Here is a 14,064-nt window from a genome sequence, read left to right on the forward strand (position 1 = left end):
AGAATTAAGGGAGAAAATTTTTTTGTTGTTCTCTAAAAACAAAATCCATATGAACGAAAATAACCAAATAAATCCACTCAAAAACAGTGAAGATTATGAAAAACTAAAAAACGATTATGAAGCTGAAATCCTAAAACAAAAAGGAAAAGCTGAACAGTGAAAAAACACAGCCATTAAAAGTGATGAAGCAAGTTTAGCCAAAGACAAAATTATTGAAAGACTAGAAGTCGAACGAGATGACTGAAAAAAAGAAGCCCGTCGTAATTGTCTTATCGAACTCAACCAAAAAGAAACTAAAAACAAAAATGAGTTTTTAGAACATTTCCAAAGGCTCCAAACAGCCAAAATCCAAGGAGGTCTTAAATAATGGTGGACTTCAATCCCCTCTTGGAAAACCTTCAAGAACGAGTAGTCCAAGAAAAACCTTTGAAGTTAATCTATGCTGATAACACCTACTCCGTATTTAACAAAGGAACTACGGAATTCCACGGAGCCGAAGAGGAATTTATTGGAGACCAGCCCTTAGAAGGAGTAAAATGAAAGAAAACTCTTAAAAGTAGTGATGCTGAAAACTTGCCAGAAGTCTTCTCTTGTCGATTAAAAATCATTCACGACCACTTTTACTACACCATTTATAACAAAAAGGTCATGAAACGAGCCTTACAATCTCCGACTGAAATGGCAGCTCTGGTCGACCAATTAACGGACAGCATGACTACTAAGCCCAAGTTAGACTTGAATCGAGTTTTAACTAAAGTAATCTGCACCAAAGACAATTACAATAATGCTGCTTGGGAAACCGTCACTGCCGAGGAAGCCAAAATTGACAGCCTAGATAAAGCCATAGCCATTTTAAGGAAAATCAAAGCAGCAGCCAACGGGATGGTGGAACCTTCGGACAAGTATAATAGAGGATATCAAAAACCAAATAGCCACGACTGAAACAAAGTAGTTACTAATAGTGAAAGCCGAAAGAATTTAGTTTTAACTATTGACCCGGATTTCCTTGATGACTTAGAAATCTACTTTCTAGCTGATGTGGCTCGTGACTCTAACCTTAACCCCTACAAACTTTTCAAAGAAGTAATTGTAAAGAAACTCACCAATAATGCCTTGGCTACGCTCCATGACGAAAAAAGTGTAGTTTACCGGATAATTAATGAAGATGGAATTACTCACGAACAAGTCTTTGGTTCAGGCAACAGTAAATTTGGCTATCATATGACCGTGATTGGAGGCATGATACCTTTCACCAACAGTTGAGCCCTAGCCAGAGCATAGGAGGTATATGTATGTTAATATTGAGAGGAGAAATCAGCAAAAGTCGGGAAAGAGCTAAAAGTCAGCAAACCCAAACTGACCTTAATCGAATTCTAAAAAAATGAAAGTTTGGAGGGCAACCCTTCAAAAACACCGAGGACTTTTTAACCAAAATGGGAGGCTGAGTAGATAAACAAATAGACAAGAGTAAAGAGTTAGAAGACTTTTTAAAACTTTTTGGTCTCGATAACTTGAACCAAATCAAAGGAATTGAATTGAAAGGAGAAGGAGAATAATATGAATTACCAAGCCCGAATGTTACGACAAATGTGAAGCAATGATATTGCCAAAAAAACTAATCAATGAACCCAAGAAAGGAACATTCTTGAAAATGACCTCACCACTCTCCAAAACTCCGTAGATGTGGTCATAGTGGAAAACTTATCTAAAGAAAACAAAGAAAAAGACCGACAAATTAAAGCCCTCACTCTCCTCGCCATCCAAAGAAAAGAACAGTTAGAACAAGAAAAGTCAGCCCTAATCACCCTTGCCCAAAAGAAAATCACCAACCAAAAGCAAGCCCAAGAACTCCTAAAAGAACTCACCGAGAAGTGAACTAATGAAAAACAAGAATGAACCAACCAAGAAAAGGAACTCACCACCCAATTAAACCACTATCAAGAGTTATTCACCAAAGAACAGCAAGCCAACAACCAACACTGAAAAGATAAAGGAGAATTACAGCAGCAGTTAGAGAAAGAAAAAGAAAGCCACCAAAAAGAAACCCAAGAGTGGCAAGAAAAAGCCAACCAATGAAAAAACACCAAAACCACTTTATCAACTCAAATTAAAGAAACTCAAAAGGAATTACAAGAAAAAAATCAGACTTACCATAATTTATCCTTAGAACACCAAAACTCCTTAAAAACCATTGAGAATTTAAAGGGAGAAGTAAAAGAACTCACCACCCAATTAGAGAACTCTAATAAGGAAATCAAAACTAAACAGCAAGAAATAACCAACCTCAACCAACAACTCACTCAAAGTCAAGAAAGAGAAACTAACTTAAACCAAATCTCAGAACAAAAGGAAATCAGAATTACCCAACTCAACCAAGGATTAAAGAACTTAGAAAAAGAACTCAATCAAACCCACAACAAACTAGACCAAGCCCAAGAACAAAATCAACAAAAACAAACCCAAATTAATCAACTCAACCAAGATAAAGGGGAATTACAAACCAAGATTACAGAAAAAGATAAGACTATCACTAACCAAACCAAAACTATCCGAGAACAGTTAGAGAAAATCAATACCCAAGACACTAAATTAACCAAGCAAAAAACTCTCTTGGAAGAATTACTCACAGCCCGAGAAGCAAGATTACAGGAGGTAGAAAATGACTAATCCTGACGAAAAACTACCAAAAACAAAAAAAGTGTATGTCCCACCAAAACCAAAAAAATACCAAGAGAGAGAGAGAGAGAGAGAGAGAGAGAGCAAAAGGAGGAACTCACTAATATGGTAAATGCCCAAGAATGACTAAATGAAAAGTTTCCTACTAAAGAAAGTAAACTAAATCTCCAAGAACTTAGTTTTACAGCCAACCGAGAAAGAGCTTTTTATGACAGTAAGTGAACCACTAAAAAGCAAAACTTTTTCCTACCTGAAGCTGACTTAGAAGGTGCTTTAGAATTAAAAGATTTTGTTAATTTAGAAGCATTTCAATTTCACGGCAGTGAAAAACTAACCAGTCTAAAAATTGTTAATTGCCCAAAAATAAAAAGTCTAAATGTTTACCAAAACACTAGTCTCCAAAAAATTGAAGGGTTAGAAGCATTAACCCAACTGGTTCATTTTTGTGCTGATAATTCTCCTAAGGAAACTAATTATCAACAACAAATCCAGCAAAAAGAAGAGCAAATTCAGGCTAAACAAACTGAAATCAACCGTCTAAATGAAGCCAAAAACCAGGCTGTAACTAACCTAAATAACACTATTACCAACTTAAATCAGCAAATAGAGAATTTAAAAAGAACTAAGCAAGAAGACGAGAATAAACTTAACCAAGAATTTACTAATTTACGCATTCAAAAGAAAAGTAGTGAACAAACTCTTAACCAAACCATCACTGATTTACGACAAGAAATCACCCAATTAACTAATACCAGCCAAAAAGAAAAAAACGACCTAACCAAACAACTCACCAAAGCCAAGCAAACCAATCAAAGCTTACAAAACAAAAACCAAACTTTAACTGAAACTAATGTTGAACTAAAACAAAACAAAGAAAAAGCTAACCAGCTAGAACAAAACCTCACTAATCTTCAAACCACCCTGCAAGAAAAATCTACCTCTCTTACTAATACTCTCCAATCCCTCCAAGACTTACAGAAAGAAAACCAAACCTTCACCCAAACCAACAACCAATTACTAACTCCCCCACCAACACCACCTTTGAAACCAGTAAAAACTAACAATTCACCCTCCCCTATTGTCCAATATCCAACCCCTCCCGACAGCCCCCTCTTAAAACCAACTCAACCTAGCAAACCAGCCAATAATGTGAAAGATTTACAGCAACAGGTTAGTTATTGGAGTAAAACAGCTCAAAATCACCTTTTAAATCTCTCCAAAACCTCTGCTGAGTTATTCAATGCTGAAGAAAGAATAAAAGAACTAGAATCAAAACCAAAGTCCCAAACCCTCAGCCAAGAAGCCGAAAAAGCTTTGGTGGAAGCAAATCAAAGAATAAGAGAATTAGAGGAGAAGTTAAGTAAAACCACAGCCAGCCAAGAAAAGCCAGTAAAACCCGTCCAAAAACCAGAACAAACCATCTTCACCTGCTCCGACTGTAATCAAACCAAATCTCACCAAGAATTAAGCCGACAATTTGCCAATCATTCTTTCTGTCGTTCCTGCTCTGTAAAAGCCAGAAAAGCAGCCGAAAAACAAATCCAAGAACAACCCATCCAATTCACCTGCCACACCTGCCAAAAAAACCACCACCAAGTCCCTACTAAAATGAAACTAGACCAAACCCTCCAAGAATACTTAATCTGCTCTACTTGTCGTCCCAATGTCAAAGAATTTAATGAAGCCGACTTAATCACTGACGAACTTTGGCAAAAATACCCATATTCCTCAGCTAGTGAAATCCTGGAAAAAGAATTTGACCTAAAAAGGAGGAGTGAATAATGACTGAACCAAGAACAGTCCCTAAACAATCCCTAGCAAGATTATTCCCCAATGGCTTTCCAGAATTCTGAGCCAAAACCGAAATGAAACCAAGACTAGAATCCGTAGTCTATGATTTAGTGCCTGCCACTCTCACAGCTGAAGAAACCCGAAAAACCCTCATGAGTGGTTATGGCATGAATGCTGTTTTTATTGCCAAGCATTATTTTCTGAAATACCAATATCGAACTTTCGAACCCTACGAGGATGACTTTATGGCCCAATTCACAGCTGAACTTACTTTTGTGATTGCTGAAATCAGAAGGACAGAATGATTATGGCAAGATGTTTTTAGGAACATTAAGCAATGACTAAAACCTTTGAAACTAACCACGGACACTCGAACTTCCCAAAACTACGATAAAACCCAAACCCAAGGGGGAAGAACTACCACCCAAGGAAATGAAAACCAAAATTGAAGTGATCAAAAACAGAGTAATCAAAAGAACACTCCTACTTTTAGTAACGTAGATTTATCCTCAGGAACTTACGGAGGATTTAGCCGACAACAACAACTATCCACTCAAACCCAAGAGCAAGGACAAGGTAATCGAAACTCTAACCGAAAAAACACTACTGATAAAATCAACCATGTCAATAAAGAACACCACCGAAGCAAAAAAGATGAGAATGTCTCCACAGTAAAGCAAGATGTTTACGAACTAAACAGCCTGAGCCGACTATTAAACAATTTTGCCTTAACTATCCTGGATTTTAGCAAGTATTACCCAAGATTTAACCGGCTTTTTATTAAAATGTTCGGGGTCTCCGTAGTTCCCGTAATCGACCCAGTCACAGGCAGGAGAAAATACATCACAGAAGCTCAATATGAAGAAGAAATGACCGAAGAAACCGGAACCACTAAACCTCCCGAAGGAAATGAGTGAGATGAAACTATTCCCTACCTAGAAAGATTAAAAATCCTCCACACCAAAACCGAAAAAGAGTGAAAAAAACTCCCTGACACCTCCAACCGTAAGCCCAGAATTGCTTTAAGGCTAAAAAACCTCGAAGGTTGTCTCAAAGCCTATGAACCCGAATACATAGAACTCCCCACTGTCGAAGTCTTCCGCACCAGAATTAGAGGAGAAGAGGAAGGCTACCAGAAAGTAATCGGCTATCAAAATATCATCCAAATAGTGGAAAAATACCTTCGTAGTTATCACTTTGCCAAAAGAAATAACACCCCACCTCCAGCCCAGTTAATGATTATGCTTTTAGGAGAACCAGGACTAGGAAAAACTTATATCAGCCAAGCCATAGCCCGAGCATTAGGCAGAGGATTACATATAATCGGAATGAACGGCAAATTAAATGCTTCTTTAATTACGGGAACTAACATTGAAAACCCTGGAGCCGAACCCGGAGAAGTATTGAAAGCCATCAGCCGTTATGAAGACCGAGCTTGTGTGATTGTTTTTGACGAGATTGAAAAAGCAGCCCGAGAATGTAAAGAAGCAGCAGGTATTCCCACGGATATTACTGGAAACAAAAACTACCGAGACACTTTTTTAGATTTCCCTACTCCGACTAATGAGTGTATTTTCATTAGCACCGTGAACCGTCCGGAAGATGTTCCTTCTTTTGTAGCTGATAGATTTGCTATCAGAGTGGAAGTCTTGCCTCTTGGTTATTTGGAAAGATTAGAGGTGGTGAGAGTGGTTTTACAGTCTGAATTAAAGAAACTCAACAATGCTTTCCAAAGAATTTACGGCAAGAATTGACAAGAGATTTATCACCTTTTCAACCAAGAAGAACTCTTAAAGAAAACTCTCACTTGAACTTTCTCTATCCGAGGAGCCAAGAATAATATTTTACTGAAACTAATCCCTACTCTGATTAGTGATTTCTTGGAGCCTGAAAGCCCTCTAACCGAGGACCCCATAAACTATGATTGAGACTTTTTACAAAGGGAAGGAAAGGATGAGAATTGTCCTTATGCCAAAGATATTAGGAATAATCACAAAGTTAATTGTATGTGTTTTGTAAAAAACTTAAACTTGGCTCCGGGTTGAGCCGAGAATATGGGAGGAGAATATCATGGTTAGTATCGAGCAATCCAATCAAATTCAAGAGATAGATATTAATACCCGAAAGGAATTATGGGACAGTTTATTCTTATTTGTTGATTTCTCACGAATGAAAGACCAGTATCCTAATATGTGGAATAAAGAATACCGACTACTACCCTTACCCAAACCTTACCAAGAAATCAAAACTAAATTCACCCAGTATTGCCAAGAGTTGAATGGAAAGTTAGAAAACTTAATCAACTCTTTTGCTGGTTATTTTAAGGAGAATATTTATCCCGTGTTAGAAAGCAACGAAGGAGACAAAACTCTTTTATTCCGATGTAAAAGACTACTCAACAACAAAATCATTGGAGAAAGTAGCAGTCTTTTCCTAGATTTACTTATTTTTGAAAGAGAATATCTCGGCAAATCCGAAGCCAAGAAAGTTTGAGAAGGATTTAATAATGTAGAATTCTTTGAAGAAACTAAACTACAAGAATTAATTGAAAGTGATATTGAAAAACTAAAAGAGGGGAGAACTAACCTTAATATCTCTTGGGTGTTTTATCGAAAGTGGCTCAATCTAATCGAACAAAAAGGCACTGATATTGCCCGAGGCATCTGATTAGCCTTAAAGAATTTCCTCAAAGATTGAGAAGCAGGAAAGTTAGGAACCAGTGAATGAAAACAATCTTTAAAAAACATGGAACAAGCCCGAGACAGATTATTTGACTTGGGCTCCGAGAGTATTAGTGATGGCTTACCTTTCTTACAGTTAGGATTTATTAAAAAAGACACTCATGAAGGCTTGGAGATAGTTTGTCAGAATAGAAAAGGTTTTAGTCTTAATAATCCTTACTTATTTTGTGTTTGGTTTCATCAGAAAAGTGTGAAAGTTTATGTTGTGGACGGATTTAATTATTTGAACCCGAGAAACCTTTATGTTAGTGTTTATTTGAGAGAAGATTGAGTTTGGAAAGATTTGCCATGAATTGTAAATGCTATGGGTAGTTTAGTTAGTGGGAATCATCCTGTTTACCATAACAGAAACTTGCCTAATCCTGAAAATGTATTAGAAGGCAAACATCGACTTTGTTTTTCCTTTTGCCAAGATTTAGGGAATAAACAATTTTCTTTAAGAGATTTAGACAGCCAAATAAATATCAAATGAGCTTTGTTTAGATTAAGACAACTTCCTGATATGTTTGGAGGAGGAACAGTATTAAAAGACACTGACATCTTTATCCCTGGTGCTTACCATGTTGAAAAGGTAAAACAATCTGATTGAGGAAGTTTACTTACAAAAAGTGAAGAGTATGACGTTTTTGTTGCTCCCACTGATTATTATGATGATAAATGTCTTTTTAAGGCTTGAAGAAGAGAGCTAATTATCGATCTGCCTCCGGAAATAAAAGAGCAACCCCATCTGCCTAAACATAGTTCTTTTCAATTCTGTTTTTTAAGAGATATTATTTTTTCTACTAATCTCCTTTACATGGATATTGACCAAGACAATAGAATTAGAGCCACAGTAGATATTTATGTTTCTCCGGTTGGCACTTATTTTATTTTCAAAAGTGGAGAAATTCCTTTTAAGTGAAAATTAGATATCAGACAAGGCATAGTGACTTGAAATCTGGTTAGAGATGCCATTGATGCTGTCCACAATACAGCTAAAAGTATTGGCAGTGGTATAGTAAAATTTCTTTCTTTGGGAGCAATTGATGGTGGCAAAGCCAAAAAGCCCATGGAAAAACTCACCAAAGATTTAATGACTGGTAAAGATGGTTTTAAAAGTAAAGGATTAGACCGAGAAAAAATTAACCGAGTTCAAGAACAACAGACAGCCCGAATGTTTCAAAGTGTTGTCTCTACTGGTGAAACGATGATAGAACCAAGTATCTTTTATTCTAATTCAGTTCAGTTTCCTTATAATTTATATGACTTTTTCCTCCGTTCGGCTTTACCTCGTTTTGAAGCTAGAATTCACATTAGTAAAAATCTTTTTAATAACTTAATTCACAACAACAACGAAAATCCTATCACCTACCCTTTAAATATTACTTTCGAAAAACTGGGTAATATTCTCAAACCAGGATTTTATCAAAGCAGAGAATTATATTTAGATTATGACCCTGACGGAAGAATGGCAGGATGCTTTGCCGTAGGTGTGACTTTTTATGAAGACAAGAAAAAGCATTTTGTTAATCCTGATTTAAGATTTGCAGGGGTTAAAAATGACCGAATAAAACTAGGACTAGGTGCCGACTTCTACACAGCCCAAGCCATCCAAGAAGGAGGAGAACCAGAAATCTCTAATAGTACCCGAGATAAAGGTTCAAATTACCACCAAAGAGGACATTATTTTATAGAATACGAAGATGGAACTCAAGACCACTGAATGGCTTTGTATCCCATGTTCCAAAACAATGAATTAGCCGACGGGCATACTCACGGAGCATTTATTTTAGAATTCCCGAAACCTGTTAAGAAATTTGTCGATATCTATTCCTGTATCGGTTGTGGAGCCCAAGATACTCCTTTATTTGATGCTCTCCATAATAACTACCGAAATGGCAGCAGTGATAGTTGAGATACTATTCACAAGGGATTGCCTTATGAACCTTGGTTTAGTGCTATGGGTGATGCTACTAGTCCTCAATATAACTTAACCGTGAATGGAGTAGCAGGAAGGTTAGGCAGTCAAGGTGATGTCTGAGAAAAAGCCAGCCATCAATTATCCAGTGGCAAAGGCATGACAAAAGCTTATGGTTATGTTCCCAGTGGAGATACTATAACTTGAAGGCTAGAAGGAGATACTAAAACTAGAATTGAATGGCAAAAAATCCCAGGTCATGATGACTTCGACCAACTAGACTGAAGTCCACCAGCAGGAAGTGGAGGAGAGACAGAAATTCCTCTATCTGACCCGGAAATAAATGTCCCTGATGTTGGTGATGGTGATATTGTCCCTGATAATGACTTTCCCGAAGTTGACCCTTTCGACCCAACCGGAGGTGAACCAGAAATACCACCAATCGAGCCTGATATTCCTCCAGACATTGACCCAGCTGACCCAGATGAGTTTCCAGACATTGACCCACCACCAATCGAACCTGACCCACCCGAAGTCGATCCGAATGAACCTGACCCAGGACAAGACCCAGATACGGGAAACCCTGACATACCTCCTCCTGATTTAGGAGATGATGACGATGATGCTGACTAAGCTAAAAATAAAAAAATAGTTTTGATATGTCATAATTAAAACTATAATTATCATGAGTGAAGAAATAAGCAAAGAAGAAAATATAAGAAAAAAATGAAGCAAGTGACAATTTAAAGATGGAGTGTCTTGTGTAATTTGTGATGCTGCTAAACTCAAAGAAAGCACAGAAAAATCATTAGCAGATAGTGAAGATTGAGAAGAAAAAAAGAAAAATCAATTACAAGAAGAATTAAAAGAATTAACTGAAATAGTTACTGATATAGGAGATATGAAATGTTCAATTAAACAAAATGGTGGTGTTCATAGTGATAGAATAAGAACAGATATAGGAGCAATTTTTTATGGTGCTGACGAAATATGTAAAGAATGTGGTGCCACAGTAAAGAAAAATGATTATGGTGATATTAAACCAATTGAACACAAAGAAAATTGCCAACAAAAACAACAATCTTCATCCTTCAATCAAACAAAAACTAACCCTCAATCCAAACAATCTCATTCAATTGAAGAGAGAGAGAGAGAGAGAGAGAGAGAGAGAGAGAGAGCAATCCATCCAAACCGAAGAATTATCTCCCGTGAATTTTAGGAGGAATTGGAATGTTAGGATTAATTGCCCTCCTTATTTACTTCCTAACTAGAAAAAAACAATAACTTTCTCAACATTTCCCTAAACAAAAAACATTCACCTATAAATACCCTCACCCAATAAAAACCAGCAAAAACATAAAGAGAAATATAAGGCAAGGGTCGACAAAGACTACCCAACTAACTTTACCCATTCAATTCTCCTTTTTACTTCCTCTTTAGTGCTGTTTTTGCTTATATACCTTATCGTGTCAAGTCTAATTATCACTCCTTTTAAGTCTTGTAAAATACGAGACTTGGAGAGGTGTTTTTTGCTTGGAACGCTAAGAACAGAACTCATCCTAAAAAACCTTTTTTTTCTTAGGATAACATTTTAGAAAGTTTCAGAGTGTGTAAACTTAAATTATCCTTGACATGGAAAACCTAAGCATTTTTATAATACTTTTATCCTTTCACTATAATTTTATGTGGATAGTTTTTTTACTGTGCTTTTTTGTTATACTTTTCCTTAATAAAGGTTATTTCTTAGTTGAGGCTTGAACTCCTTTTATTTGTTCCAAAAATCAGTCCCTCCCCCGATAATCCCTAAAAGACAACATTCCTTCTTTAAGCATCTTTACTCATTTCTTAACAATTTCTTCTTTTTTTCTCAATCTACAATTCTTTAACTTACTCTTGGCAACTTCTTCTCAATCAAAGCAAAAGTTAATGAGAGTGCTATCAGTCTGCTTAGTGTTTTTGGTGAAATGCAGCAAAGCATATTTCTTGTGGACTTTCCTTTCTCCTAATTCACAAAAAAAGAAGTCTTGGATGGAGTAAACTATCCGATACTTTTTCATTTGGTCTTCATCAATCATGAAATCATCTCAATTAACGGTGCTAGGGTTGATTTTCTCTTCTAAGGCTCGGGAGTGAGCATCATATTCACCTTCAATTAAGTTGAGATATAACAATCATTCTACTCCTTGCTCGTCTTTGGCAATCTCTAATACTCCGGAGTTATCATTCTTGCTCTTTTTCTCTTCTGCCAACTTCCGTAACTTATGAATATTCTTAAAAACATCTAAAAACCAAGCACTAAATAAATAAGGATTAGCCAGAAAAGTGATTTTAGTTTGAAGTGGCAAGGCTTTGCCATCCTTGCCCTTCCTGCCCTTCAAACTATCAATTAAGTCCTTAAACATTCACTGTTCAGTTCGACCCCCGACATAGAGGAATTCTTGGTCAATCGGAATAGCTTCTTCAAAGACGATTTCTTGGTAAACAGTTCGGGCAATGGCTCCTCGGGCTCTTTGGTAAGAAAAGAGGTCGTAAAAATCTATTCTTTTAGTTCCTTGGTAGAATAGTCCTCGTTCTTTGATTTCGAAGTGATTACGGTTGAGATTAGGATACTCTTCACAAAACTTGGCTACTAAGTCTTCAAAAAAAGGTTTGGTGGAAAGGAGACTGTCATGTCAACGACGACGAATTCAAGCAAAACGGGAAGTGTTGTTAGGTTTGATTATTTCCTCTAAAAAGAACCAGCCCTTAGTGTCAGACTTTCCTCTTTTACGGCTTGTAAAGTAGATGTGAAAGAGTGGAGAGAGTTTGTAAATTCCTTTCCAGTTAATTAACTTACTCATATTCCCTCCCTAATCAGTAAACTAACCAAGCATCTAGTTCATGGATACTAATTCTCTGGTTCTTTCAACTTCACCCTTTACCTCGGCCTTTCTTAAACTCTAAGCCTGCTATGGTTTTGGTTCCACTAAGTAGTTTGGTTTTTAAGGCTTTCACCTGATTAACTGGCACACTCTTCACCTTCTCCACCGGCAATACTTCTAGGGTTCCCAGCAACTTTAATAAACTGGTCATGTCCTTGCCTTTGGTGTTAATAAAATTCGTGTGTTCGTAAAGCAAAACAGTGGGCTGATAGGTTTTGACTAAAGAAACAATAAAATCATAGTGTTTTTGCCACTCTTTTCCTTGATAGTGATTAAACTTCTCTTGTTTGCCATTCTTAAAATAAATTCCTGTGGTTCCTGTCCCTGAGGGGTCAATACTTAATATTCTATTCATTTTCTTTACCTCCTAAATATTTTTCCCGTATACATAAGGGCCAACAAGGCCAGCGGGGGAAGGATTTGCTGACGCTGAAGTCAGGATTTATCCTTACCCCGCTGGGTAAGTGATATCTCACAGACAACCAGCCAGTCAGCATCTCCGTCCCGCTAGTGCCTTGGGTGGGTTTATTTTTTTTTAATTTACAAAGTAAATTATTTTTTCTTGGATAGTTCATAATGCTTACTTTTTGCCTTGGGGATAGAAGTCTAAAACTTGTTTGTTGGTGATTCATTTTCGATACTTGAAAACTAAATTCTGGCCTAAGATGGCTAATTTAGTGATTTGGTTTCATTTCTCTTGGGTGAGGTTTTCTTTTCGGGCTTGGAGAGTTTCTTTAGTGTTTCCTCCTCCGAGTTTGAGGACATAATAAGTTTGACCTTTGTTTTTGCCTTCTTTATATTTCTTTTCTGAGATTTCAGTGATGGAGCCAAAGAGGGAGTAGGTGGTGTAGTTTTGGGGTTCTTCAGAGGTGAAGTAGTAAGAGACTATTTTCTTTAAGATTTCTCCGTAAAGGTTGGTTTGGATTTCGGTTTTGGGAGAGCCAAGTTTAGTCAGTAAATATTTCTCAGTTGCTTCTTTGTTGGCTAGTTGTTGGTTTTCAAGTTGGGTTCAAAAGTTATTCATAATAAGGATTTTAGCCTTCTTGCTAAGCTTTAATTTATTAACTTTTTAGAATTACAGCAGCACACGAGGGTCGTGTGTCTTTCGTGTGCTTTCATTTTTATTTAACTAACTTTTTTCTTTTACCATTAGCCATCACCTTTATTTTTAATTTGGTAAGGTTAAGGGGGATACTCCGTAAAGTAGAACATCAAATAGAATACAGATTTTTATAAATAAAAATGCTGAATACTAAATGGAATACTAACAAAGGGAAACAGGCAAAAAAGGGCATTTTTAGGCAAAATTCAAGCTTGTTCTTTCCCTGTAGAGTTTGTAAAAAGATTAATAAGAAAAAGACTGTTCTTTCTCTAGGTAAACTTAATCACTAAAATAAAAAAGTGAGGACTTTGATGGGTCCAATGTTTTCACCTTATTCATGGTATCACCTATTGGCAAGCACTAGTGTCGATGCTTTCAGTTCCATTGGTTCTCAGTCTACTTAAACTAGATTATTGGCAGATTAAGTGGTTTCAAAGATACTAGTTTCTTTTAGGTCTGGCCAGCAAAAGACCATTAATTAACTCTTTCGAGCAGCTTTCCATTTAGCTTTTCTTTCTTGGGAGGTCATGGCTCGACCCAGAGTGCTTTGGTAAGCACCAGGTCTTTTCTTAACCAAGCCCAAGAGTTCTCTTTCCTGGTGAGTGAGAGGTTCACCTCGGGCTAGTTTTGCTTTGGCTCGGGCAGTTTTTTTTCTTTCTGCTTCACTGGTTCACTTTCGGGGTCTTCCTCCTTGGCTGCCCATTCCTACTCAATCATCATAATCAAAGCCTGCTAGGTGAGATGGAGGGTTATCATCAAAGTGTTCTCTTCTAGTCTCATATTGCCTTTTGGATAGACGGGTATAGACTTCGTCACCACCTCTGACAGTGATAGTTCGGGCTTGTCTTTGGAGTTGGGGTTTACGACCTACCATGCTACTTTTTCTGACCTCCGAGCAGACTGTTTTTATAGGGACGGTTTACGGACACCGTTTTA

14 protein-coding genes are annotated in these 14,064 nt (G+C 37.0%); 9 read left to right on the forward strand and 5 right to left on the reverse strand.

The window, feature by feature from the left end; translation table 4 throughout:
• Positions 1–49: 49 nt before the first annotated feature.
• The 9 genes from GvMRE_RS02255 to GvMRE_RS02290 are packed head-to-tail and all read left to right on the forward strand — an operon-like array spanning position 50 to position 10,324.
• The gene (locus GvMRE_RS02255; protein ID WP_147409189.1) at positions 50–367 is read left to right on the forward strand and encodes a hypothetical protein; all 318 of its coding nucleotides are present in this window, start codon (positions 50–52) and stop codon (positions 365–367) included.
• Positions 367–1,281 (forward strand): phage major capsid protein, encoded by a 915-nt coding sequence (locus GvMRE_RS02260; protein ID WP_147409191.1) that lies wholly within the window; start codon positions 367–369, stop codon positions 1,279–1,281. The genes GvMRE_RS02255 and GvMRE_RS02260 overlap by 1 nt, the downstream gene beginning before the upstream one ends.
• Positions 1,282–1,292: 11 nt before the next feature.
• Complete coding sequence (locus GvMRE_RS02265) at positions 1,293–1,556, forward strand: hypothetical protein (protein ID WP_147409668.1); 264 nt, start codon at positions 1,293–1,295, stop codon at positions 1,554–1,556.
• A 1-nt stretch (position 1,557) separates the two neighbouring features.
• Positions 1,558–2,667: a hypothetical protein gene (locus GvMRE_RS02270; protein ID WP_147409669.1), complete on the forward strand. Its 1,110-nt coding sequence runs from the start codon at positions 1,558–1,560 to the stop codon at positions 2,665–2,667.
• Complete coding sequence (locus GvMRE_RS14305) at positions 2,660–2,788, forward strand: hypothetical protein (RefSeq protein WP_281267939.1); 129 nt, start codon at positions 2,660–2,662, stop codon at positions 2,786–2,788. Before GvMRE_RS02270 ends, GvMRE_RS14305 begins: the two co-directional genes overlap by 8 nt.
• Positions 2,782–4,458: a coiled-coil domain-containing protein gene (locus GvMRE_RS02275; protein ID WP_147409670.1), complete on the forward strand. Its 1,677-nt coding sequence runs from the start codon at positions 2,782–2,784 to the stop codon at positions 4,456–4,458. Before GvMRE_RS14305 ends, GvMRE_RS02275 begins: the two co-directional genes overlap by 7 nt.
• A complete protein-coding gene (locus tag GvMRE_RS02280) occupies positions 4,458–6,545 on the forward strand; it encodes an AAA family ATPase (protein ID WP_147409204.1) in 2,088 nt (695 codons plus the stop codon). The genes GvMRE_RS02275 and GvMRE_RS02280 overlap by 1 nt, the downstream gene beginning before the upstream one ends.
• A complete protein-coding gene (locus GvMRE_RS02285) occupies positions 6,538–9,738 on the forward strand; it encodes a hypothetical protein (RefSeq protein WP_147409671.1) in 3,201 nt (1,066 codons plus the stop codon). The genes GvMRE_RS02280 and GvMRE_RS02285 overlap by 8 nt, the downstream gene beginning before the upstream one ends.
• A gap of 52 nt (positions 9,739–9,790) precedes the next feature.
• Positions 9,791–10,324: a hypothetical protein gene (locus GvMRE_RS02290; protein ID WP_147409672.1), complete on the forward strand. Its 534-nt coding sequence runs from the start codon at positions 9,791–9,793 to the stop codon at positions 10,322–10,324.
• A gap of 517 nt (positions 10,325–10,841) precedes the next feature.
• Here the strand turns inward: GvMRE_RS02290 and GvMRE_RS02295 are convergent.
• From GvMRE_RS02295 to GvMRE_RS02315, 5 genes are all read right to left on the reverse strand, one after another.
• Positions 10,842–11,945, reverse strand: coding sequence for a hypothetical protein (locus GvMRE_RS02295; protein ID WP_147409673.1), 1,104 nt, complete (start codon positions 11,943–11,945; stop codon positions 10,842–10,844).
• Positions 11,938–12,381 carry a hypothetical protein gene (locus GvMRE_RS02300; protein WP_147409380.1) on the reverse strand — a complete coding sequence of 148 codons (444 nt, stop codon included), beginning with the start codon at positions 12,379–12,381 and terminating at the stop codon, positions 11,938–11,940. Before GvMRE_RS02300 ends, GvMRE_RS02295 begins: the two co-directional genes overlap by 8 nt.
• Positions 12,374–12,601, reverse strand: coding sequence for a hypothetical protein (locus tag GvMRE_RS02305; protein WP_147409674.1), 228 nt, complete (start codon positions 12,599–12,601; stop codon positions 12,374–12,376). Before GvMRE_RS02305 ends, GvMRE_RS02300 begins: the two co-directional genes overlap by 8 nt.
• Positions 12,602–12,606: 5 nt before the next feature.
• Positions 12,607–13,050: a hypothetical protein gene (locus GvMRE_RS02310; protein ID WP_147409675.1), complete on the reverse strand. Its 444-nt coding sequence runs from the start codon at positions 13,048–13,050 to the stop codon at positions 12,607–12,609.
• Positions 13,051–13,606: 556 nt separating this feature from the next.
• The gene (locus tag GvMRE_RS02315; protein WP_147409676.1) at positions 13,607–14,002 is read right to left on the reverse strand and encodes a hypothetical protein; all 396 of its coding nucleotides are present in this window, start codon (positions 14,000–14,002) and stop codon (positions 13,607–13,609) included.
• Positions 14,003–14,064 lie beyond the last annotated feature (62 nt).

The organism is endosymbiont GvMRE of Glomus versiforme (genome assembly GCF_003546845.1).